Here is a 22,659-nt window from a genome sequence, read left to right as displayed (position 1 = left end):
TTTATATCTTTCTTCTTATTCCAGGGGTGAGGCTGCTTATGTCTGATGGAGAAACGTAATATTGTGTTGCGCCACCGCTACCAAATTGTGTATTTGCTGTTGCTATTCCTTTTGCCACGCAAATATCTTTGTTTACGCGATAGACTTGTACTTCTGTCCTCATAGATCGTGGATTGCCCATGCTATCTTTCCCTGCGGTTACCTGGGTTAGCTCATGATACTTCTTTACGTCGCCGGCTGATTTCATTAGGGTATGATTTGTGACGCCAAAGCCTGGTGCTGCTCCTGGTGATAAGGAATATAAAATTGTCCCCTTTTTTAATACCATATTGGTATAAGTATCTACAAAAGCGTAAGGATTGTTTGGGTATGTTGCTGTTCCTTGAGTTGCCCTTGCTTCGGATGCAGGATCCTTCCCAGCGCAAGGGTCGCAAGGTGTATTTTTTTGGCATCCAGCAGACAAACCCAGTGGATCGATCCATTGGGTTGGTGATTGAACATAAGTATATCCGTTCAGCCCTCCTAATAATCCTATCGGATCCTGCGTCAAGTACCTTGCAATTCCAGCGTCATAGTAGCGATATCGGTTATAAAACAGTCCAGTCTCTTGATCCTCATACTGCCCCTGAAACCGCAGCGGCTGCTCGATTTCCCCTTCCACATGCAGCAAGCGCCCCCAGGCTTTGTAGCGCCCGCTCCAGACTACCTTCCCTTGCGCATCCGTCAGCTCGCGTGGCGTGCCCAGGTGGTCGCAGTGGTAGTGGGTGATGCGGTCGTGTGCTGCCGCGTCGTCAGCTGCTGCCTGGATACCTTGCCATGTCGATACATGATGCGCTTCAATGTCCTCCTGTTCTTGCGCAATGGCTGCCTGCAGTTCGGCGTCGTGCAGGGTGGCGGGTAAATCCCACTGTGCGATGCGCGGCAGGTAGACCGCACTTGCCTGGCGGCAGGTTGGCGAACTGATCCTGGCCAGCGGAACGAAGCTGTGCGGCTCGTACAAATATGTGACAGTCTCGTCGTGCCCAAGTTCCTGCGCCAGCGTGTCACCGTCCCAGACGAAGAATGTGGTGGCGGCGCTAGTGCGTGCGGGCTGGTCTTTGGTGATGTCCTGCCGATTGCTCCAGCGTGCTTCTTCTACCTGCTTGGCGATGCGGCGGCTGAAAGCGTCATAAAAATAGCGGGCGCGGTGGCGCGACTGGCGTTCCGTCCTAGTGGCGTGGCGGAGGCGGTTTTCGGCGTCGTATTCAAGCGCCAGGTCGCTCCACGTCGATTCCCTGCCCGGTGGATGGAAGCGCTTGCCGGTGGCATTGCCTTGCTCGTCGTAGTCGTATTCCGTATCGCCGTAGCGTTGCAGGACGTTGCCGGTAGCGGCCGCAGTGTCGACCAGATTGCCGGCCGGGTCGAAGGCGAAGTGTTCGGCCAGGCTCGCTTGCACGGCGGACAGCAACTGTCCGACGGGGTCATAGGCGTAGCTGAGTTTGCCGAGCGGGCCGGCAGCCGTGGAACCCGTTTGGAAAATAGTGGTCAGGTTGCCTTGCGCATCGTAGTCGAAGCGGCGTTCGCGCACAGGGGCGGGCGCATCGGCGCCGCGTGCCAGGGTCAGCTGGGTGAGCCGCGATTGCGGGTCGTACTGGCGCGTGGCCAGCAAGCCGCTGCTGCCCAGCTGCCGCTGCTTTTCCCGGTGCAGCTTGTCGCGCTCCACGTCAACCACGGCCTTGCCTTGCCACAGTACGCCATGCCAGTGGCCGGAACCGTAGCGCAAGGTATCGATGCGGCGACCGTTCGGCAAGACCGTCTGGATGCGGTTGCCCAGTTCGTCATAGGCATGCGTCATGACAAAGCTGGCGTCCGGTACGCGCGGGGCGTTCGGCAACCGTGCCGTCTCTGGCAAGTCTTGCAGGAAACAGGCGCTGCGCTCCTCGATCAGCTGGCCCAGCGCGTCGTGGACAAAGCGCTGTTCGGCTTGCAGGGCGGACACGGCCGTCAGGCGGCCCAGCGCATCGTAGGCGTAGCGCACCACGCCATCCGCCGTGGCCTTGACTTGCAACAAACCAAGCGCGTCGCGCAGCAACTGCGTGCGCAGGCTGCCGCACTCGGTGGCCGTCAGGTTGCCGGCCTGGTCGTAACTGTATTCGGTGCGCTTGCCGTCGAAGCCTGTTTCCGACGTCAGCCAGCCTTCCGCGTGATACGCGAGCCGGTAGCTTTCGCCCTTGGCATTGATCAATTCCGTCAGTTGCAGCGCGCCATCGTAGCGATACTGCAAAGTCTGGCCGATGGCGTCCGTGCGTTCGACGGGCAAGCCCTGGCCGTTGTAGCGGTAGCGCGTTTGCTGACCGGCCGCATCCACGTGCAGGAGCAGATTGCCGTCCTCATCGTAGGCGTATTGCTCCCGGGTTTGATCGGGCGCCGTGAGTCGGATCAGCCGGCCCAGCGCGTCATATTCATAGCGGGTGGCATGGCCCAGCGCATCGCGGGCCGCTACCAGCCGTCCCAGCGCATCGTAGCGGTATTCGCTGGTATGGCCGGAGCAATCCGTGTAGCTGGTCAGCGAACCCTGGCGGTTGTACTGAAAATGCTTGCTGCCGCCCCTGGCGTCGATCAGTTCCACCAGTTGGCCGCGCTCGTCGTAGCGGTAGCGCGTGACGTGGCCCAGTGCATCCGTGATGCTGACGGGACGGCCTGCCGCGTCGTATGCGCGCAAGGTGGTGTTGCCCAGCGCATCCGTGAAGGCGATAGGTTGATTTCCGGCATCGTAGTCGATGCTGCTGCCGTGTCCCTTGGCATCGGTGCTGCGGGTCAGGTTGCCGGCTGCATCGTAGGCATAGCGCATGGCGGCGCCGTTGGCGTCGATATCGGCCAGCAGCATGCCATCGCGGTCCCATTCGCGCCGGCCCAGCGAGGCAGCCTTGCCATCGATGACGCGGCGCACTTCGGTGACCAGCCAGTTGGCGTCGAATGTGTATTCGAGGACGCCGCCGTTTTCCGTGACGCGGCTGGTGTCGTTGTCCACGTAATCGATGCGCGTGTGCTCGCTGCCGTCCTGGGCGCGCGTGGCGATGGCGCGCGCCTGGTAGCTGTTGGCCAAGGAGACGGGGAAACGTTCGGCCAGCTCCGGTTCGCTCAATGGAGGACCGCTCCAGCGGGCGCGCAGCGCGTCCAGGCTGATCCAATCGAGTTCGTAGGCAAAGCCTGTGTAGCTGCTGCACGACGTGAGCAAATGGTGACGGTAGGCATAGCTGCGCGTGTCGCCCAGCGCATTCGACTGGCTGACCAGGTTGTGGCGTGGCGGGACGGGCGGCAGCGCATCGTTCGTCTCGATGGCATAGGCGTAGCGGACGTGGCAGAGGCGGCTGCCGTCTGGCAACACCTCGTCGACTCTTCCGATGTGGATGGCCTTTTCCGACTCCCCGCGCATGGCTTCGAGCACGCCGCCATCGTCGCTGCGCAGGCGCAGCAGCACTGCGCCCGGTTTTGCATCCATGAAGCGGTCGATGCTGATGCCGCGTCCATCGCGCCCTTCGCTACGCACGAGTGCAAAGCGTTGCGTGGCGACGGGAGCGGTCGGGGCCAGCATGGCGTTGACGCCGTCGTAGCCGTGTGGCAGCCAGCCGCCTTCAGCGCGCGCATAACGGTCGATGCTGCCGTCGCGCCACAGCACGGTAAAGGTGTCGGCGCCGTCGTGCGTGAGCGTAAATCCTTCCTTGCGGCTGTCGTGCCGCTGGCCCGGTTCCAAACCAGGCAGGCGCAGGGCGCGGCCGCTGTCGTCGTGGTAGACGATGCCTGCCTCGCACAGCGACAGGCTGGTGCTGTAGGGCGTGGACCAGCGCGCACCCAGCAAGCCCCCGTCTTCGCATTCGGCGCCGGAACGGTAGCAGCGCGTCCAGGCGATGGGGATGCTGCGTTCGAGCGTGAAATCCGTCTGGTACAGGATTTCCTGGCCCGTGCCGAAATGCACGGGCTTGCGGCCCTTGACGGGTTTTTTCGCGGGGCCGCTATCCTTGGGGCAGCAGTCGGACGGCGGCTCCGATTTCGGTTCTTTCTTGCCACGGCTCTTGCCGTCGTCGCCGCCGTTTTTCGGGGGAGGTTTGTCGAGTTTTGGCGGTGGCTTGTCCGGCTTTTTGCCGACCAGCTTGTCCTTCACCTTGTTGATGGTCGGCGCCGCTTTTTTACCGAGGAACTTGCTCAGTATTTTTCCACCGGGAATCTTGCTGAAGAGCGCCGTTTGCAGTAATGTGCCTGCCGCATTCGTGACGATGTCCGAGGCCGTATTGAGTAAATCAGGGGTCTTGCCTGTCAATATGTAATCGGCCGCCTGGTCGAGCACCGTGGCCGACGCTTCCATGGCCGTGCCTGTCACAACGGTCGCCGTGCCGGTAACCGCGCCAGTTGCTGCCGCTGTTTCCATCGCGGCAGCTGCCGGCAGGCCAACGCCGGTTGCCGCAGCGCCCAGTCCGGCGACACCCAGCACGGCACTGCCTGTCAGCACGGTGCCGCCCACGTCTACCAGATCTTCGGCGGCGCCATGCATTTTCTTGGAGCCATGATCCTTGTAGTCTTGTGCCGCTTCCCGTATCGCCGCTCCCAGTTCCTTGAGCACGGGCTTGGCCGCCTCCCCACCCCGTTCATAAATCTTGCCCACGGTATTGCGCGAATTCATCCACACTTCGCGCCCCATCTGCACCAGGCTGGCGCCGTTGGCGCGGTGGATGGGACTGGCGACCTTGGTGTCGACCTGCTTGCCGACGGTGCCGCTCTTGACGCCGCCCGCCTTGCCGGCCGCGTCGCCTTTGACGGTGGGAATGGTGCTGCGCTGGTGCAGGATGACGGGCTCGCTGTGCGACTTGACGTTGGGCGAGGCGTTCTGTGCTTCCGAGAATTCACCGATGATGTTGTAGGGAATAGGGGGCGTGCTGGAGCCGACGGGCGTCTTGCAAATGTCGGGGCTGAGGCTGACACAATAGAAGCGCGAGGCCTTGGTGACGGTTTCATTCGTCATGGTTTCTTGCCTTGCCCGGCGGCTTCGCCTAGCGCTTCCTGCGCTTGCTCCAGCAGTTCGATGCGGGCGATTTGCGCCGGCTCCATCACGTGCAGCAGGCGCGACGCGACCTGGCCCGCGTCGGCCGGTACGATGGCGCGCCACACCAGTTCCACGGTGGCCGCCTCGGGATCGACCAGCACCGTATCGATGGCCAGGCGCCGGACGAGCAACTGGTCGTTCTTGTCCGCCAGCAGCAAACACAGCACCTGCCGAGGCAGGGAAAAGCGCAGCACCGTGTTGCCGCGCGGGTCGATGTGGGCCGAGCGATGGTCGTGACGGCACAGATTGGTCAAGGTGAATTGTTCCAGTCCCGCCAGATGCGGGCATTGCTGGTCGGGCGGCGTGCTGTTCCAGTAGGCGAAATCGAAGTCTTCCGGCAGGGCGGGGATGTCGTCGGCATCCCATTGATCCTTGACGACGATGTTGCCGGCCAGCGCGCGGCGCGGCAGCCAGCCACGGCCGATAACGGCCAGCCCCGCCGGTGGCGGCAGTTCCTTGCCGCCGGCGCCTTGCCAGAACTGGGCGGCCGTGCACGGCAGCGACGGCTGCGTGATACGGGGCGCGGGCACCTCATCGATATGTTTTCCATCCAGGTACCAGTGCCGCGCGAAACCGCGTCCCAGGGGATTGGCCTGGCAGGAGTCGTGCGCCGCCGCGTTGCAGTCATCGGCCTCGATGCGGCATTGCCCGCCGTACGCGTAGCTGTAGTGCAGCGGCAATTGCAGGAACGCTAACGGTGCAGATAGCTGCCACGGATTGGGCTGCAGCAAGCCCACGGTGGCGATGCGGGCGCAGCCTTGCACCAGGCGCGTGAGGACGGCTTTCTTGCGGAAGGCGCGTTCGCCGCACACTTGCAGGGTCTTGTCGATCAGGGTCTTCTTTTCCGACTGCACCTTCAGGTTGACGAGAAATTGCGGCATCGCCTGGCCGCGCGGCGCGTGCGCCACGCCATTGACGATCACGTCGCAGCGCGGTTTATAGGGCGCGAAGTCGCTTTCCTGCACGGTGCCCGCCTGCGTGTCGTCGTCCAGGTGCAGGTCTTGCGTGGCCAGCGGCGACTGGCGCACCATGGGCAGCAGGCTGGCCAGGCCGTCCGCGCCGCAGGGGCCAAGCGTGTAGCCTATGCGCGCCACCACCACATGGAAGGCCTCGCCAAACTGGTCGAGCATGTCGAACTGGCTGGCCGCGTGCGGCGTGCGGTTGTCGAACAGCAGGTTGGGAATATCGAAATGGGCTGTGCCGGCGTCGTTCATCGTCAGCCCGGATTGTTGTCGATGTCATCGCCATGGATCTGTACCTTCGATCTGCCGCGGATGATGATTTCATCGGCAACAAGTTCGATGCGACCCGGCGTGATGGTGATGCTGGATGTGCCCACCGTCATCGTGTGCGAGTCGGCGGCCGTGAGTGTGCTGTCGGCGCCGACGATGACACTTTTCGCCAGGCCGATCTGCTCGGCCTGCGCCAGCACCACGGTGGTGTTCATGGCGCCGATGACGGTGGTCTGGTAGGCGGCGCCGATGGTCAGCACCTTGGCCAGGCCGATGGTTTCGTCCTTGGCCAGGGTCACCCGTTCCGAGCGGTGGCCGTCGATCTGCACCTGCTCGTTGCCGCCCACGTGTTCGCGGCGGTTGTCGCCAATGTCGATGTGTTCGTCATGGCCGACGCGCTCACGGCGGTTGTTGTGCACGGTGATGTCTTCATCGTGGTCCACCGTTTCCGTGCGGTCGCGTTTCACGTGCACGGTTTCATCGCGGTCGACGGTTTTGCGCCGGTCATTGCCCACCCAGTGCGATTCGTCATGCTCGACTTCGATGCGCTGGTCTTTTTCCGCATGCAGCCACAGCTCTTCCGCATCCTTGCGGTCTTCGAAGCGCAAGGCGTTGGCGTGCGCGGTCGAACCTTTCTTTGAGGAACGGCTCAGCATGCCGCTCTGCGTCTTGTTTGCCGGCAGCTCCCACGGCGGCATGTTGCGCGCGTTGTAGACGCAGCCGATGATGAGGGGCATGGCGACGTTACCGTCGAGAAATTGCACGGCCACTTCCATGCCCACCCTGGGCAGGCTGATGTGGCCGAAATTCGGGCCGGCCCAGTTCGATATCACCCGTATCCACGGCGAACTCTTGTCGTCGAAGGTACCCAGGCGGTCCCAGTGGAATTGCACCTTCACGCGCCCGTAACCGTCCGTGTGGATTTCCTCGCCGGGCGGCCCGACGACGGTGGCCGTCTGCACGCCATAGATCTTCGGTTCGCGGCTGTGGAAATTGCGGCCGGGGCGCCAGGGGATGGTGCGGGCGATGCAGGTAAAGGTGTTGCTGTAGTGCGAAGTGGCGCCGTGTCCTTGCTGATAATTGTTGCTGGCGTAGTGGTGCACGGACAGGATCAGGTATTCGCTGGCTGCGTTGTCGAAATGCCCGCCCAGGGTGAACCAGCGCCCTGGTTGCGCCGTGCGATCGTTGCCTTGCGCCTCGAACAGCTGTCCCTGGGCGTCGCGCTCTTCCATGCGGCGCCGGGCCAGCTGTTCTCCATCGTCGATGTTTTTAAAACCGTAGCTGCCCGTGTTTTCATACACTTCCAGCGATGGCACGGCGCCCTGCCGATTCAGCGAGTCGCGGCTGGCGCGGGCGCTGCGCGGATTCTTGAAATTGAAGCTGGCTACCGTCATCTGGCTTGGCGCCATGCGCCGCACGGTGCTCCATTGATGTACGCCATCGTCTTCCAGGGAGCCGGCCTGGTGCTGGAAGGGGATTTCACTCAGCTCACCATCGATGGGCTTGCCGGATGTGCTGTCGTCCGACAGCCACAAGGTGTGGCCGTCAAGGCGGTGTTCGTAGCGGTAGTGCCAGCCCAGTTGTTCCCAGTGGCGGTGCAGCAGGTTGTGGTCGCTCTCGTTGTGCTGGCACGTGTAGGTGATGGCGGGATCCGGGCCGCCGGCGGCCAGCTTGTAGTCGCGCATCAGGTAATCATCGAAGACCTTGTCCGTCAGCGCCGCCACCGTCAAGCCGTGAAAGGCGACATTGTTTTGGCGCAAGTGCAGGTGCGACAGCCACGGTTCCAGCACCATTTCGTAAAACGCGAAACCGCCGTCCGTGCGCAGGAAGCGAAATTCAAATACGTAGCCATTGAAGTAGCGCAAGGTGCCGTCTTCGCGCACCAGGTCGACGGTCACCATCTTGCCCATCACTTTGTCGAGCGCGATGCTGGCATTTTCGGACAGCACTTCCACCACATAGGAAAAGTCGCGCGACAGGCTTTCGCTCGCGGCCAGGCTGTTGGCCAGGAACTGGATACCGGCGGGCCCATCGCCCTGCGGAAAGTGCAGGCGCAGCAGGCGCTGGCCCTGCATGTCGCCCGTTATTGCCGTCCATGCCGCCGTCGTATCGGGGAACTGGCTCATCGTGCATCGCTTCACGGTAGGGATCGTTGGCCGACTGTAGCAATAGCGAACACAAGCGTTTTTGCGCGGCCGCAACGATCAATCGTTAAATGAGGGCATCAATTGCATTTCGTAATGCATGTCATCGCGGTGGCGCGGCGCTGTTGTATCGCCGAGGAAACTGTTGCAACCGAGGCCGTCCTGAACGCCGGGACTCAGGGACAGGCCATGCACCTCGCTGGCGCGCAGCACCAGCACGATGTCGTAGCGCACGAGCGGCTGGCCGAACAGCATCAGCATGCGGCGCAGCGCCTGGCTGGCCGGGGCACGGGGCAGGAAACTGGCGTGCTGCTGCGCCGTGAGCGGGCCGAGACGCAGGCGCACGGCCAGGTCGGGACGGCGGCAGCGCGCGCCGACGAGAGCGCGCTGGCCCAGCACGGCGTTTTCCCTGCCCAGCGCCGTTTGTTCGCGCGGCGCCAGTACATCCATGGCGCCCGTCGCCTCGTCGATGTGGCAGGGCACGCCGAAATGGTCGCTGAGGATGCGCGCCATGACGATGGACGAGACGTCGTGCTGCTGGAGCAAGCCGCTGTACAGGCCGGCCGCCGCCTCGTCCTGGCCCGGGCGGCAAGCGGCCAGGGCCAGCAGGCGCGACAGGAAGTCCTTGGCATGGCCGGCTTGTTCGATGCGGTATTTTTGCCAGGCCTGGTAAAACAGGGCGACGGCGCGGCTGGAAAACAGGTCGAGAAAAGCGCGCGGGCCATTCTCGCGTTCGCTATGCTGGTGCGCGGCGATACGCTCCGAATAGTGGCTGGGCAAGCTGCCCTGGCAACCCAGCAGGCCCATGAAGGCGGGTGTGAGGTGGATGGGCTGGCCGTGACCGGACAGCAACGCTTGCAGCAGGGTATCGGCATCGGCTATGCCGCTGGTCGTGAGCGCCTCGACCTGGCTGGCGGGAAAGCGCAGCGAGACGCTATTGTCGAAGCGCACGAACTTTGCCAGCGCCGTGTGCTCGTCGACGCCGTGTGCGGCCAGCCACGCCAGCAGCAGGCGCAGCGCCTGGAAGCACTCGAAGCGCTGCGGCGCGTCGAGCAATTGCTGGATCACGCTGGCGTGGCGTCGGCGCTGCGTTCCGGGCATCGCAGGATTTCCTCGCCGCTGCGTTGGGACCGCAGCGTCAGTTGGCTAAAGCAGTTGAGCTGGCTGTTCAGGGCGAAATAGCGCTGCAGCACCTGGGCAAAAATATAGATGCTGCAGCCGACGAAAGCTTGCTCGTCGATGCCCAGGCGGATGGCGATGCCGGGCATCAGCGTGGGAAACGGTACGGTGGGCATCCACGCGCGCGTGGTGCCGTGCTCAAGCGTGAGGATGCCCTGGATCAAGCGCTGCGTGGCGGGCGAGCGGGGCAGGTCGTACAGACTGAGCATTTTCTGGAATTCGCCCAGGCCCGCTTGCGTCAGGCTCGAGTAATTGAGCGACAGGTGCGCAATCAGGCGCCAGTGCGTGTCTGCCAGGAAACGCACGCTGGGCGTGGGCTTGCGCAAGAAGCGCGCGGGGATGCCGTCGGGCACGTCTTCGGCCAGCAGGTCGCCGCCGGGCAAGCCGTAATGCAACTGCGTGGGCAAGTCGCGGTTGCTGCACAGCAGCTGCGTCGAGACGGTGGCGCTGGCCGGGCTGTCCGGGGAGAATTGCGGGTCGATCAGGCTCAGGCGCATTTCATGGCCGGGGCTGATGGCGGCCACGGCTTCGTCGCGGCGCGCCAGCCAGTATTGACCATATTCCTGGCCACGTTCCTGGTCATATTCGCCCTGGGCGCCTTGCAGTGAGGCATACAGGGGCAGGAAGGCGCTCAGGCGATCGCCGGCCTGATCCTTGCGCACCACGGTGACGGCTTCGATGCTGTGGATGTCGTAGGCAAACGCATGCGTGGCATCGGCCACCAGGGCGTAGTCGGGCTCGGTATGCGTGAGGCGGATCGGCACACCGGACTTGGCAAACAGGTTGACGACGGGCGTGCAGCCGAGCAGCAGGTTGTCGCGGCTGGCGCCGGACAAGAGCCGCGCTTCGTGGCTGTCGCTGCGCACGCCCTTGAGCGGCAGGTGCAAGGTAAACTGGCGGCACTGTTTCGGCAGCAGGGGTGCCAGCAGCGACCATCCGATATCGATGAAGTGAAATTTTTCCGGAAAGGCAAAGTATTCGGTCAGCAGGCGCAGGGCCGGGTGTGAACGGGCGGAAATGGGAATCAGCGCGTCGTCGTCCGCATAGCCGGCCGGCGCCAGCAAGGTGCCATTGACGGCTTGCCACGGCCCGTGTTCGTCCAGCGCCACGTAGGCACCCGCGCCGTGCAGGAACAGGGCGTCGAGCAGGGCCGCGCGCACGGACGGTTCGCCATCGGCAAACAGGCGCAGGCTGGAAAAGCCGGCCTGGTCCAGGTGGTACTGCTCGCTGCTGCTGGTGAACTGAATGCTCAGCAAGGCGCTGGCGCCGGCGGGCAGGCGCAGGCCGGGCGGCGCGTCGAGGAGCGGTGAAAAATGCAGGCGAGAAATGGTCAGCGGCGCCAGGGTCACGTCATACGCGCTGGTGAACTTGCAAGCCACGCCCTGCACCGGCTGCGAGCGCAGCACCGTGCCGCGCGCCACATGCGCAAGCTGGGCCAGCTGGCCGCCGCCCGGCGCTTCGTCGGCGGCGATGCGCACGATGGAGCACGAGGGAAACGGCCGCAGGTAGTGCGGATACAGGGTTTCGAGCAGGGAATGGGTAAATTGCGGATAGGCGTCGTCGAGGCGCTTGGCGACCCTGGCCGTGAGCAGGGCGACGGACTGGATCAGGCGCTCGATGTGCGGGTCTTCGCACGTCTCGCCAGCGATCAGCAGGCGCCCGGCCGCCTTCGGATAGCGGCTGGAAAACTCGCGCGTGTACTGGCGGAACAGACCCAGCTCACGCTCGTAATACGGCAATAGTTGTTCCACGGTCGCGCTCTCCGCCAGCAGGAAAGCTCCATGCTGGCATCAGGCGCGACCGTGTGTGTTGATGCGTAACAATGAATTTTAGAAATGGTACTCCGCGCGTATCATCGGCGTCTTCGCCGTCTGGCCCACGTTGCCCGTGGTGGCGGGCGAGTTGCCGAACTTGTTCTTCCAGTACTGATATTCCAGGCCCACGCGGAAGGTGTTCTTGGCGCTGCCCAGGGCCGCGCCCACGTCGAACATCACTTGCATGTCGATATTCGTTTCCACCGCCGTCTTACGCCCCACTTCATCGTTGCCTTTTGAATCGATGAGATTGAAGAAACCTTCGAACGAGAACAGCGGCGACAGGGGAATGCCCCAGGCGCCCGTCAGCATGGCGTGCGTTTTATACGTGTAGCGGCCCGTCACTTGCGAGATGGGCGGGAAGGCGCCGCTGGGGGCGTTGCTTTCGCGCAGCAACAGCAGGCTGGTGTTGAAGAAGCCGGGCACGTCCCACATCAGGGTGGGGCCGGCCACCAGCATGCGCTTGCGCGAGTTGTAGCCGACGTCATTTTTCGTGTTGACGTCGAAGCCCAGAGTGACGCCGACGCCGCGCACAGGGCCGAACTTGATGTCGCTGCCGCGCACCTTGCCGATGTCGATGGTGTTGCGGTAGACCAGGTACGCCTCTTGCGCGCCGGAGGTTTTACCGAGCGCGCCAGGGTCCTTGCTGTCGGACAGCAGGAAATCGAGGTTGACGAAGTTGCTGCCGTATTTGTAGCCGCTGGCGTGCGTGATGGCAAAGATGTTTTTCTTGATGTCGTCCGGATTGAACGGCTCGCGGTAGTCATTGCCGGCGCGCCAGCTCAGCGCGGTATCGCTCCATTCGGCAGCCTGGGCAGTCGCGCCCATGCCCAGGGTGGTAGTGAGGCAGAGCAACAGACACGGTATGGTTTTTGGCACTTTCGGCTCCTGATGGCGGTGTTGGAAAACGGGAAATGAAATAGCAGGGGGCGTAGCCCGCATGAAGCGCTGCGATGGGGCATATTGCGCGCCGTTCAATCCATGATGCGAGAAGCGCCGCGTCGGGCGATATGTCTTGGCTGCATACTTACTATCAGTTCTTGCATATAATCATCGCACCTTCTCGCCCTTGCGGGGCAAGGCGGCCGCTGTAAAGCTGATAATTTTTTTCAAAATTGTATACAGGTGTTGTTTTTTTGTGGAAATAGAAATGCGCGCCGCCGCGCCATCCCCCAAGCGCCGCGGATGCCGATACGATAGAGACAAGAGCTTGAATTTCTCCACCGGCGACGATGCCGGCGACCTTGCAGCGAGGCACGAAAAAAACAATGACGGCACGCCTGGAATTACTCGATATCAGCAAGCGCTATCCGGCCGTGGTGGCCAATGACGGCATCTGCCTCACCGTCGCGCCCGGACAGATCCACGCCGTGCTCGGCGAAAACGGCGCCGGCAAATCGACCTTGATGAAAATTATCTACGGCGCCGTGCAACCGGACGGCGGCCGCATCCTGTGGAATGGCCGTGAAGTGGAAATCGCCAACCCGTCGGCCGCGCGCGCGCTCGGTATCGCCATGGTGTTCCAGCACTTTTCCCTGTTCGACACTTTGACGGTGGCGGAAAACATCGCCCTCGGCTTGCCGGCCGGTACCAACATGGCGGAGCTGGCGCAGCGCATCGAAGCGACGGCGCGCCAGTACGGCCTGGACCTGGAACCGCAGCGCCACGTGCACACGCTTTCCGTGGGCGAATGCCAGCGCGTGGAAATCGTGCGCGCCCTGCTGGCCAAGCCGCAACTGCTGATCCTCGATGAACCGACGTCCGTGCTGACGCCGGGCGCCGTGGAAAAACTGTTTACCACCTTGCGCCAGCTGGCGGCCGAAGGCTGCAGCATCCTGTACATCAGCCACAAGCTCGACGAGATCCGCGCCCTGTGCCACACGTGTACGGTGGTGCGCGCCGGCAAGAACGCGGGCGTGTGCGACCCCTCGCAAGAGTCGGCGGCCAGCCTGTCGCGCATGATGATCGGCGCCGAGCCGCCCGCCGTCACGCGCGTGGCGCGCACGCCGGGCGCCGCCATGCTGAGCGTGCGGCATCTGGATTTGCCGAAGAGCCATCCGTTCGCCACGCAATTGACGGATATCAATTTCGACGTGCGCGCGGGAGAAATTGTCGGCATCGCGGGCGTGTCCGGCAATGGCCAGCAGGAATTGCTGGCCGCCCTGTCGGGCGAGGACATGCGCGCGGCCGCCGGCAGCATCGTGCTGAACGGCACGCCGGCGGGACGATTACCGCCGGGACGCCGGCGCGCCCTGGGCTTCGGCTTCGTGCCGGAGGAAAGGCTGGGACGGGGCGCCGTGCCCGACATGGGGCTGGCCGACAATGTGTTGTTGAGCTTGCAGACACCCGCCACCATCCGCCACGGCTTCCTGCGCCGTGACGCGATCGCGCAGCGGGCAGCCGCCATCATCGCCCGCTTCCAGGTGAAGGCGGGCGGGCCGCAGGCGCTGGCCCGCAGCTTGTCGGGCGGCAACTTGCAGAAATACATAGTCGGACGCGAAGTCATGCGCGAGCCCACCGTGCTGGTGGTGGCGCAGCCGACCTGGGGCGTGGACGTGGGCGCGGCCGCGCAAATCCGCGCCGAATTGCTGGCGCTGCGCGACGCGGGTTGCGCGCTGCTGGTCGTGTCGGAGGAACTCGATGAATTGTTCGACATCAGCGACCGCTTGCTGGTGATGGCAAAGGGAAAGATCTCGCCGTCGCTGGACGTGGGCGAAGCCAGCGTGGCGCAGGTGGGGCAATGGATGAGTGGGCTGTGGCCACAGGAGGCCATCCATGGCTAAGTTCGCCTTGCGGCTGGAAGCCCGTCCCACACCGTCGCGCCTGATGTCGTGGCTGTCGCCCGTGCTGGCCGTGCTGCTCACGGTGCTGTGCGGCGCGCTGTTGTTTCTTGCGCTGGGACACGATCCGCTGGCCGGTCTTGCCGTCTTCTTCGTCGAACCCTTGCGCGACGCGCACGGTTGGTCCGAGTTGGGCATCAAGGTGGCGCCCCTGCTCTTGATCGCCGTGGGCCTGGCCATCTGCTTTCGCGCCAACATCTACAACATCGGCGCGGAAGGGCAGCTGACCCTGGGCGCCATCTGCGGCGGCGCGGCCGCCCTGTACCTCGATGATGGCGTGGGCGGCGCGGCCATCATCGGCGTGTCCTTGCTGGCCGGCATGGCCGGCGGCATGGTGTGGGCTGGCCTGGTGGCCTGGCTGCGCGACCGCTACAACGCCAGCGAAATCCTCGTCTCGCTGATGCTGGTCTACATCGCCCAATTGCTGCTCAGCTATCTCGTGTATGGCGTGCTGCGCGACCCGGAAGGGTTTAATTTCCCCCAGTCGAAACTGCTGTCCGATGGCTTGCTGTTGCCGATGGTGATCAGCGATACGCGCTTGCACATCGGCATCGTGTTCGCCTTGCTGGCCTCCTTGGGCGGCTGGCTGTATCTGTCGCGCAGCATTTCGGGTTTCCGCCTGCGCGTGGGCGGCATGGCGCCGGCCGCCGCCCGCTATGCGGGTTTTTCCTCGCGCAAGACCTTGTGGTCATCGCTGCTGATCTGCGGCGCCCTGTCCGGCCTGGCGGGCGCCTGCGAAGTGCTGGGGCCGATGGGGCAGTTGACGCCCACGGTGTCGCCCGGCTACGGCTTTGCCGCCATCATCGTCGCCTTCGTGGGACGGCTGCATCCCGTGGGCGTGATTTTTTCCGGCTTCGTCATGGCCCTGTTTTATATCGGCGGCGAACTGGCGCAATCGCGCCTCGGCTTGCCCAGCGCGATCACGGGCGTGTTCCAGGGCATCTTGCTGTTCGCCTTGCTCGCATGCGACGTGCTGATCCAATACAAATTGCGCTGGAGGAAACATGGATAACCTGGCTTTCACCATCGCGCCCCTGATCGCCGCCAGCATCAATGCGGGCACGCCGCTGATGCTGGCCGCCCTCGGTTTATTGGTGAATGAAAAGGCGGGCGTGGTGAACCTGGGCGCGGAAGGCATGATGCTGGTCTCGGCCATCACGGGCTTTGCCGTGGCCGTCAATACAGGCAGTCCCACCCTGGGCTTTCTGGCCGGGGCAGGCGCCAGCATGGTGCTGTCGGGCTTCTTTGCCTGGCTGACCGTATGGCTGGGCACGAACCAGTATGCGACGGGCCTGGCTTTATCTTTGTTCGGCGCGGGCGCGTCCACGTACATCGGCTTGAAATATGTGGGCAACAGCTTGCAGAACGGTCGCTTCGGCATCCCTTACCTGGAAGACATTCCCGTGCTGGGACCGGCCCTGTTCCGCCAGCATGCCATGGTGTATCTGTCCTTGCTGTTGTGCGTGGCCATCGCCTGGTTCCTGTACCGCACGCGGGCGGGCCTCGTGCTGCGCGCCGTGGGCGAGTCGCCCGCTTCCGCGCATGCGCTCGGCTACCCCGTGCGGCGCATCCGCCTGGCGGCCGTGCTGTTCGGCGGCGCCTGCTGCGGCCTGGCCGGTGCTTTTTTGTCGCTCGTCTACACGCCCCTGTGGGTCGAGGGCATGGTGGCGGGGCGGGGCTGGATCGCGCTGGCGCTGACCACCTTTGCCACCTGGCGACCGGCGCGCGTGGTGGGCGGTGCCTACCTGTTCGGCGGCATCACGATATTGACCTTCCACGCGCAGGCGCTGGGCGTGCCCATCGCGTCGCAACTGCTGTCGATGCTGCCCTACCTGGCGGCCATCGTCGTGCTCGTGCTCATTTCCAGCAATGCCAATTACATCAAGCTCAACATGCCCGCTTCGTTGGGGAAAAATTTCAATCCCGGAAATTAATCACTCACCACAAGGAAAACCATGTCCAAGAAACTAGTATGCGCCGCCGTTTGCAGTGCTGTTTTGATGCCCGTCATGGCCGCCGCTCCCGCGACGGCGCCGCTGAATGTCGGCTTCGTGTATATCAGCCCCATCGGCGACGCGGGCTGGACCACCCAGCATGACCTGGCCCGCAAGGAAATGGAAAAGGCGCTGGGCAGCAAGATCACCACCAAGTATGTGGAAAACGTGCCGGAGAGCGCCGATGCGGAACGGGTGATCCGCGACCTGGCGCAAACGGGCAGCAAGCTCGTCATCACGACTTCGTTCGGCTACATGAATCCCACCTTGAAAGTGGCGAAGCAATTTCCTAATGTGAAGTTCATCCACCTGACTGGCTACAAGACCGCCGTCAACGTGGCCAACACGAATGCGCGTTTTTATGAAGGCCGCTACCTGGCAGGCGTGTTGGCGGGCAAGATGAGCAAGACCCATGTGGCCGGTTATGTGGCGGCGTTCCCGATTCCCGAAGTGTTGCAGGGAGTTAACGCTTTCACGCGCGGCATGCGCAGCGTCGACCCGAAGGCGGAAGTGAAAGTGGTGTGGGTGAATAGCTGGTTCGACCCGGGCAAGGAGCGCGACGCGGCCATCACCCTGATCGGCCAGGGTGCCGACGTGGTCACCCACCACACGGACTCGACCGCCGTGGTGCAGGCGGCGGAAGAGAAGGGCAAGTATGCGATCGCCTACCATTCGGACATGAAAAAGTACGGTCCGAAGGCGCAGCTGGCCGCCGTCACCCACCATTGGGGCGACTACTATACGAAGCAGGCGCAAGCCGTGCTGGACGGCACGTGGAAGTCCAGCAGCACCTGGGGCGGCATCAAGGATGGCATGGTCAAGCTGGAAGGCATCAACGCCGCCGTGCCCGCCGACGTGAAACAGTTTGTATTGGCGCGCGAGAAAGACTTGGTAGCTGGCAAGCTCAATCCTTTCAGCGCGCCGATCAAGGATAACGATGGCAAAGTGCGCCTGGACAAAGGCGTGCTGGACGATGCAGCGCTGACGAAGATGGATTATTTTGTCGAAGGCGTGGCAGGGAAAGTTTCCGGAAAGTAATAGGTTTGAGTATAAACTTGCTGTAATATTGCCGGAAACGGGAGCAGGGCCGGGGATACATGCGCGTTCCCGGCCCACCCACAGAGCAGAGCTTGAACAAGCCCGTACCGGAGATTGACCCATGGATAGACTGGAAGTATTCAAGATTATCGCGCTGCAAGCGAGCAAGGGCGAGCTGACGTTCCCCGCCAACGTCAAGGCCACCTTGAAGCTGCAGGAAGCGCTGGACGACCCCGATTGCCATATCGAAGCGGCCGCCCGCATGGTCATGGCCGAGCCGCTGTTGTCGGCCAGGGTCGTGGCCTTGGCCAACTCGGCTGCCTACAACCGTTCCGGCAATGAAATCGCCAACGTGCGCGCGGCTGTCTCGCGCCTGGGCTTTGCCACGTTAAAGTCGATGGTGGCGTCCGTCATCGTGCGCCAGCTGGGCAGCCAGATCACGGACCCGCAATTGCGCGCCAAGGCGGCCAAGCTGTGGGAACACACGGCCCACGTGGCCGCGCTGAGCCAGGTGATCGCGCGGAAAGTCACGCATGTCGATGTGGAAACGGCTATGTTCGCCGCCATCGTGCATGAAGTGGGCGGCTTTTATCTGCTGTCGCGCGCCGAGGAATATCCGGGTTTGCTGGACGACAATACCGAAGACTGGATCGAATACGGCGAAAAGCTGATCGGCCGCGGCGTGCTGCGCCAGCTGCAGGTGCCCGACATGGTCTTGCAGGCCGTGGAAGGCATGTGGCACGGCGGCAGCCCGTTCCCGCCCCGCACCCTGGGCGCGACCCTGGTGCTGGCCAACGATCTGTCGCCTGTCGGCTCGCCCCTGCATCCGCCGGAAAGCGCCGCGCGGCGCCAGGCGGCCGCGAAGATCGACTTCGGCATCGGTGGCAGCACCTTGCACACCATCCTCGACGAATCGGCGGAAGAGATCGAATCGCTGGCGGCCGCCTTGTTGGTCTGACGCAGCTTCCATCGCCCATCCCCGCCCTTGCCGCGGGGATTTTTTTCGTCCGCATTTTGATCCATCTTTCCCCATGGCATACAATCGCCGGCTCGGCCATCCGCCGGACCGCTTTCCTCCTCTTACCCAAAGGATATTATGCAGAAGCTGTTTTCTTCCCTCGCCTTGACTGCGCTGGCGTTTTCCGCCCAAGCCGCTACCGGTTTGCCCATCGTGCAGGAAGCGCCCCTGCGCGCCCACCTGGCCTTCCTGTCCAACGATTTATTGGAAGGCCGGGGCACGGGCCAGCGCGGCGCCGACCTGACGGTGGCTTACCTGGAAACCCAGGCGCAGATGGCCGGGTTGAAACCCGTGCGCGGCAACAGCTACCGCCAGAGCGTGCAAATTGCCGGCGTGAAATCCTTGCCGCAAGAGAGCAGCCTGCAAGCCGTGGCGGGCGGCAAGGCCGTGCCGCTGGCGTTCGGCCCGGACTGGGTCTGGGCCACGGGCGACTCCGTTGCCGCGCATACCTTCGATGCGCCGCTCGTGTTCGTCGGCTACGGCATCACGGCGCCGGAAGAAGGCTGGAACGATTTCAAGGGGGCCGATGTCAAAAACAAGATCGTCGTCATGATGGTCAACGACCCGCAGCCGACGCAAGCCGAGCCGAACCGTTTCGCCGGCAAGGCGCTGACCTATTACGGCCGCTGGACGTATAAATTCGAGGAAGCCAGGCGCCAGGGCGCCGCGGGCGTATTGCTGATCCACACGAAACCGTCGGCCTCGTATGACTGGAGCGTGGTGCAGAACAGCTGGAGCGGCAGCGAGCGCTTCCAATTGGCGGACCGCACTGCCGGCACGCCGCTGCAGGGCTGGATCGCGGAGGAAGCGGCGCGCCGTCTGTTTGCGGCAAGCGGGCAGGACCTGGACGCCTTGCGCGCGCAGGCGGAAAACAAGGACTTCAAGGCCGTCGCGCTGAACGCCAAACTGTCGGGCGAAATGAAATCGGCCGTGCGCAAGGTGGAGCAATTCAATATCGCCGGCATGGTGCCGGGCACGGACCCGAAACTGAAGGATGAAGCCGTCATCTACAGCGGCCACTGGGACCACCTGGGCAAGCAGGGCAAGGATGACGAAAAAGCGGGCGACACGATCTACAACGGCGCCGTCGACAATGCCTCCGGCACGGCCGGCTTGCTGGCCATGGCGCAGGAAGCCGTGAAACAGCCGGCGAAGCGCACGCAGATCTTCCTGTGGGTGGCGGCCGAGGAGCAAGGGTTATTGGGCAGCGCCGCCTACGCGGCCGACCCGCTGTGGCCTTTGAGCAAGACGGCGGCCGCGCTGAACCTGGACAGCTTGAATTTCGTGGGCGCCACGCGCGACATCGGTGCGCAGGGCAGCGAGCGCACGGAATTGGGCGCGATCGCCGCCACGGTGGCCAAAGCCATGGGCATGCACATCGCGCCAGCCCGTCCCGACCTGGCTGGCGGTTATTTCCGTAGCGACCATTTCAGTTTTGCCAAGGCGGGCGTGCCCGCGTTTTCCATCAATGGCGGACGCGAGTACATCAAGGATGTCGAGGCATCGAAAGCCAAGGCGGCCGCCTACGGTCCCCGCTACCATCAGGTCACCGATGAGTACGACGCCAGCTGGGATTTGTCCGGCATGACGCAGCAGGCGCAATTTACGCTGAACCTGGGGCAAGCCGTGGCAAATGGCGCGAAGATGCCGGCCTGGAAGGCGGGCGATGCGTTCGGCAAGGCGCGCGCGCCGGCGAAATAGGGACGTAAAAAAACCGCTCGGCCGAGCGGTTTTTTTTCGCGCTGGTTCAGGTGGCGCTTGCCCGTTCCAGCCTGCGCTGCGTGTGGCGATACTTGCTCCACACCAGCAGCATCAGCAGCGGCATGGCGCCGCCCACCATGCACAGGGCGGGCCAGCCGCCGGCGGCAAAGCTGGCGCTGGCCAGGGCCGAACCGGCCGAGGCGCCGATGAAGCCGCCCGCGATGAAGACGGTGGTGACCCTTGCCCGCGCGTGCGGCGCCAGTTTATAGATGATGGATTGGTGCGTTACCTGCAGGCCCATCACGCCCATGTCCAGCAGGACGATGCCGATCAACAACAGCACCAGCGAATGGGCGCCAAAGCCGATCAAGGCCCAGCCTGCGATCGATGCGACGGCCAGCAGCCAGGTGGCCTGGCGCGCATAGCCGCGGTCGGCCATGCGGCCCGCCGTGTTGGCCGCAAAGGCGCCCGTGGCGCCGGCCAGGCCGAACAGGCCGATCTGCATTTCCGAGTAGTGATACGGCGCGCCGCTGAGCAAGAAGGTCAGCCCTGTCCAGAACACGCTGAAGGTGCCCAGGCCCAGGCCCGAGAACAGGGCGCGCTGGCGCAGCAGCGGTTCCTGGCGGATGATGTCGGCCAGCGAGGCCATCAATTTTCCGTATTGCAGCTTGCCCCGTGGCGCCTCGTTTGGCAGGATGCGGCGCAGCATGACGAGCAGGGCGGCCACGACGATGGCGGCCAGCACGTAGACGGTGCGCCAGCCGCCGCTGATCTGCGACACCGTGCCGGACACGGTACGCGCCAGCAAGATGCCCAGCAACAAGCCCGTCATGACGGTGCCCACCATGCGGCCCCGGCTGTGATCCGGCGCATACGACGCCACCATGGCCGTGACGACCATCAATGCGCTGGACGTGATCCCCATCAAGACGCTGGCGATGGCAAAGACGATAATATTCTGGCTGGTAGCGGCCAACAGCAGGGCGCCGATCTTGGCGATCAGCATCCACGTCAGCAACTGGCGGCGGTTCAGCACGTCGCTGAGGGGTACGAGGAACACGATGCCCAGCACGTAGCCGATCTGCGTGGCCGTGACCAGGTAACCGGCTTGCGGCACACTGACGCCGAACGAAGCGGCCAGCATGGACGTGAGCGGCTGCACGTAATACAGGCTGGCGACGAGCACGCCGGCGGACAGGGCGAACAACAGGATGCGGGTGGAGCTCAGCAGGGTGCTGGCATCGACGGAGGAGCTTGCAGATTTCATGCGGTACAGCTTTCTTGGAATAATGCTTTTGGATGAGCATGATAGCGGGGCTGCACGTTTCCTGCCGGGCCGGGCCGATTTTGCGGCAGGGGGGCGACAAGACGGCAGGCAAAACGGCAGGGAAACACGCCAGGCAAAAAAATCCCGGCGATCGTTGCCGACGGCCGGGAAAAGGGTATAGGGGGATATACCGGAGGAGAGTTAGAACTTAACGAGCGCCCGCCAGCTCCGCATGCACCTGCGCCGTGATTTCATACGAGCGCAGCCGGTGCTGGTGGTCGAAGATCTGCGAAGTGATCATCAGCTCGTCGGCGCCCGTTTCGGCGATGAAGGCGGCCATCTTCGCCTTGACGGTGTCCGGCGCGCCGATGGCCGTGCACGACAGGACGGAATCGAGCATGGCGCGTTCCTGCGGACCCAATTGCTCCAGGTAACCGGGCACGGGCGGCTGCAGGCGCGACGGGCGGCCCGTGCGCAGGTTGACGAACGCTTGCTGCATCGACGTGGCGCGCAAGTGCGCTTGCTCATCCGTGTCGGCGGCAAACACGTTAAAGCCCAGCATCACGTATGGTTTCGCCAATTGTTTTGACGGCTTGAAGTGTTCGCGGTAATACGCCACGGCTTGCATCATCATCTGCGGCGCGAAGTGCGAGGCGAACGCATACGGCAAGCCCAGGTGGGCGGCCAGCTGGGCGCCGAACAGGCTGGACCCGAGTATCCACACGGGCACTTTCGCGCCCTTGCCGGGTACGGCCAGCACGCGCTGGCGCGGCTCGTCGGACATGTAGTCGATCAATTCCAGCACGTCTTGCGGGAACTGTTCCGCATCGGACTGCAGGTCGCGGCGCAGGGCGCGCGCCGTCGTCTGGTCGGAGCCGGGCGCGCGGCCCAGGCCCAGGTCGATGCGGCCCGGATGCAGCGCTTCCAGGGTGCCGAACTGTTCCGCGATGACCAGCGGCGAGTGGTTCGGCAGCATGACGCCGCCCGCGCCCACGCGGATAGTCTTCGTACCGGCCGCCACATGGGCGATCACGACGGCCGTGGCGGCGCTGGCGATGCCGGGCATGCCGTGGTGTTCGGCCAGCCAGTAGCGGTTGTAGCCCCAGCGTTCGCCGTGCTGCGCCAGGTCGAGCGTGTTCTTGAACGACTGGCTGGCGTCGCTGCCTTCGGCGATGGGGGCCAGGTCGAGTATGGAAAATGGAATCATGGTAGCGATATCGGGACGTGGTGGAAAATCACAATGGACGATTTGTCTATCCCCTGACCCCAGTAGGGTCGGCCTTGGAAGCGGCAGGGATGACAGGCTGTGCACATGATAATGCGAATCGGGAATTTGCGTACTGATCGGTAAAAAA

At 63.6% G+C, this 22,659-nt stretch carries 14 protein-coding genes; 6 read left to right on the top strand and 8 right to left on the bottom strand.

What is annotated here, in order from left to right; genetic code table 11:
* Position 1 precedes the first annotated feature (1 nt).
* The 6 genes from OX459_RS19975 to OX459_RS19950 all read right to left on the bottom strand — a co-directional run bounded on the left by OX459_RS19975 (position 2) and on the right by OX459_RS19950 (position 12,274).
* Positions 2 to 4,996 carry a PAAR-like domain-containing protein gene (locus OX459_RS19975; RefSeq protein ID WP_289906298.1) on the bottom strand — a complete coding sequence of 1,665 codons (4,995 nt, stop codon included), beginning with the start codon at positions 4,994 to 4,996 and terminating at the stop codon, positions 2 to 4.
* Positions 4,993 to 6,291 (bottom strand): DUF2169 domain-containing protein, encoded by a 1,299-nt coding sequence (locus tag OX459_RS19970; RefSeq protein ID WP_289906297.1) that lies wholly within the window; start codon positions 6,289 to 6,291, stop codon positions 4,993 to 4,995. The genes OX459_RS19975 and OX459_RS19970 overlap by 4 nt, the downstream gene beginning before the upstream one ends.
* A 2-nt stretch (positions 6,292 to 6,293) precedes the next feature.
* Positions 6,294 to 8,435: a type VI secretion system tip protein TssI/VgrG gene (tssI, locus tag OX459_RS19965; RefSeq protein ID WP_289906296.1), complete on the bottom strand. Its 2,142-nt coding sequence runs from the start codon at positions 8,433 to 8,435 to the stop codon at positions 6,294 to 6,296.
* A gap of 78 nt (positions 8,436 to 8,513) precedes the next feature.
* Complete coding sequence (gene tssG, locus OX459_RS19960) at positions 8,514 to 9,554, bottom strand: type VI secretion system baseplate subunit TssG (RefSeq protein WP_289906295.1); 1,041 nt, start codon at positions 9,552 to 9,554, stop codon at positions 8,514 to 8,516.
* A complete protein-coding gene (gene tssF, locus OX459_RS19955; RefSeq protein ID WP_289906294.1) occupies positions 9,518 to 11,383 on the bottom strand; it encodes a type VI secretion system baseplate subunit TssF in 1,866 nt (621 codons plus the stop codon). The genes tssG and tssF overlap by 37 nt, the downstream gene beginning before the upstream one ends.
* Before the next feature lie 78 nt (positions 11,384 to 11,461).
* Positions 11,462 to 12,274 (bottom strand): outer envelope protein, encoded by an 813-nt coding sequence (locus OX459_RS19950; protein WP_289906425.1) that lies wholly within the window; start codon positions 12,272 to 12,274, stop codon positions 11,462 to 11,464.
* Positions 12,275 to 12,714: 440 nt separating this feature from the next.
* Between OX459_RS19950 and OX459_RS19945 the strand changes: the two genes are divergently transcribed.
* The 6 genes from OX459_RS19945 to OX459_RS19920 all read left to right on the top strand — a co-directional run bounded on the left by OX459_RS19945 (position 12,715) and on the right by OX459_RS19920 (position 20,037).
* Complete coding sequence (locus tag OX459_RS19945; RefSeq protein ID WP_289906293.1) at positions 12,715 to 14,229, top strand: ABC transporter ATP-binding protein; 1,515 nt, start codon at positions 12,715 to 12,717, stop codon at positions 14,227 to 14,229.
* A complete protein-coding gene (locus OX459_RS19940) occupies positions 14,222 to 15,298 on the top strand; it encodes an ABC transporter permease (RefSeq protein WP_289906292.1) in 1,077 nt (358 codons plus the stop codon). Before OX459_RS19945 ends, OX459_RS19940 begins: the two co-directional genes overlap by 8 nt.
* Positions 15,291 to 16,220: an ABC transporter permease gene (locus OX459_RS19935; RefSeq protein WP_289906291.1), complete on the top strand. Its 930-nt coding sequence runs from the start codon at positions 15,291 to 15,293 to the stop codon at positions 16,218 to 16,220. Before OX459_RS19940 ends, OX459_RS19935 begins: the two co-directional genes overlap by 8 nt.
* A gap of 21 nt (positions 16,221 to 16,241) precedes the next feature.
* Positions 16,242 to 17,318, top strand: a complete 1,077-nt coding sequence (locus tag OX459_RS19930; protein ID WP_099665240.1) for a BMP family ABC transporter substrate-binding protein — start codon at positions 16,242 to 16,244, stop codon at positions 17,316 to 17,318.
* A 121-nt stretch (positions 17,319 to 17,439) separates the two neighbouring features.
* Positions 17,440 to 18,276 carry an HDOD domain-containing protein gene (locus OX459_RS19925; RefSeq protein ID WP_077400451.1) on the top strand — a complete coding sequence of 279 codons (837 nt, stop codon included), beginning with the start codon at positions 17,440 to 17,442 and terminating at the stop codon, positions 18,274 to 18,276.
* Between the two features lie 138 nt (positions 18,277 to 18,414).
* Positions 18,415 to 20,037, top strand: coding sequence for a M28 family peptidase (locus OX459_RS19920; protein ID WP_289906290.1), 1,623 nt, complete (start codon positions 18,415 to 18,417; stop codon positions 20,035 to 20,037).
* A 46-nt stretch (positions 20,038 to 20,083) separates the two neighbouring features.
* Here the strand turns inward: OX459_RS19920 and OX459_RS19915 are convergent, their stop codons facing one another.
* Positions 20,084 to 21,304, bottom strand: coding sequence for an MFS transporter (locus OX459_RS19915; RefSeq protein ID WP_251349868.1), 1,221 nt, complete (start codon positions 21,302 to 21,304; stop codon positions 20,084 to 20,086).
* A gap of 208 nt (positions 21,305 to 21,512) precedes the next feature.
* The gene (locus tag OX459_RS19910; RefSeq protein WP_289906289.1) at positions 21,513 to 22,511 is read right to left on the bottom strand and encodes an LLM class flavin-dependent oxidoreductase; all 999 of its coding nucleotides are present in this window, start codon (positions 22,509 to 22,511) and stop codon (positions 21,513 to 21,515) included.
* Positions 22,512 to 22,659: the final 148 nt, after the last annotated feature.

This window comes from Janthinobacterium sp. SUN026, from assembly GCF_030397625.1.
Taxonomy (GTDB): Bacteria; Pseudomonadota; Gammaproteobacteria; order Burkholderiales; family Burkholderiaceae_D; genus Janthinobacterium; species Janthinobacterium kumbetense.
The sequence above is the reverse complement of the archived record's forward strand: the minus strand, read 5'-3'. Positions and strand labels throughout refer to the sequence as shown.

What these genes read in the sequence shown, in the direction of transcription:
- OX459_RS19920 (WP_289906290.1), top strand. Translation starts at nt 18,415, where the DNA reads ATGCAGAAGCTGTTTTCTTCCCTCGCCTTGACTGCGCTGGCGTTTTCC.
- OX459_RS19930 (WP_099665240.1), top strand. Translation starts at nt 16,242, where the DNA reads ATGTCCAAGAAACTAGTATGCGCCGCCGTTTGCAGTGCTGTTTTGATG.
- OX459_RS19910 (WP_289906289.1), bottom strand. Translation starts at nt 22,511, where the DNA reads ATGATTCCATTTTCCATACTCGACCTGGCCCCCATCGCCGAAGGCAGC.
- OX459_RS19940 (WP_289906292.1), top strand. Translation starts at nt 14,222, where the DNA reads ATGGCTAAGTTCGCCTTGCGGCTGGAAGCCCGTCCCACACCGTCGCGC.
- OX459_RS19935 (WP_289906291.1), top strand. Translation starts at nt 15,291, where the DNA reads ATGGATAACCTGGCTTTCACCATCGCGCCCCTGATCGCCGCCAGCATC.
- OX459_RS19925 (WP_077400451.1), top strand. Translation starts at nt 17,440, where the DNA reads ATGGATAGACTGGAAGTATTCAAGATTATCGCGCTGCAAGCGAGCAAG.
- OX459_RS19970 (WP_289906297.1), bottom strand. Translation starts at nt 6,291, where the DNA reads ATGAACGACGCCGGCACAGCCCATTTCGATATTCCCAACCTGCTGTTC.
- OX459_RS19915 (WP_251349868.1), bottom strand. Translation starts at nt 21,304, where the DNA reads ATGAAATCTGCAAGCTCCTCCGTCGATGCCAGCACCCTGCTGAGCTCC.
- tssI (WP_289906296.1), bottom strand. Translation starts at nt 8,435, where the DNA reads ATGAGCCAGTTCCCCGATACGACGGCGGCATGGACGGCAATAACGGGC.
- tssG (WP_289906295.1), bottom strand. Translation starts at nt 9,554, where the DNA reads ATGCCCGGAACGCAGCGCCGACGCCACGCCAGCGTGATCCAGCAATTG.
- OX459_RS19950 (WP_289906425.1), bottom strand. Translation starts at nt 12,274, where the DNA reads ATGGGCGCGACTGCCCAGGCTGCCGAATGGAGCGATACCGCGCTGAGC.
- OX459_RS19975 (WP_289906298.1), bottom strand. Translation starts at nt 4,996, where the DNA reads ATGACGAATGAAACCGTCACCAAGGCCTCGCGCTTCTATTGTGTCAGC.
- OX459_RS19945 (WP_289906293.1), top strand. Translation starts at nt 12,715, where the DNA reads ATGACGGCACGCCTGGAATTACTCGATATCAGCAAGCGCTATCCGGCC.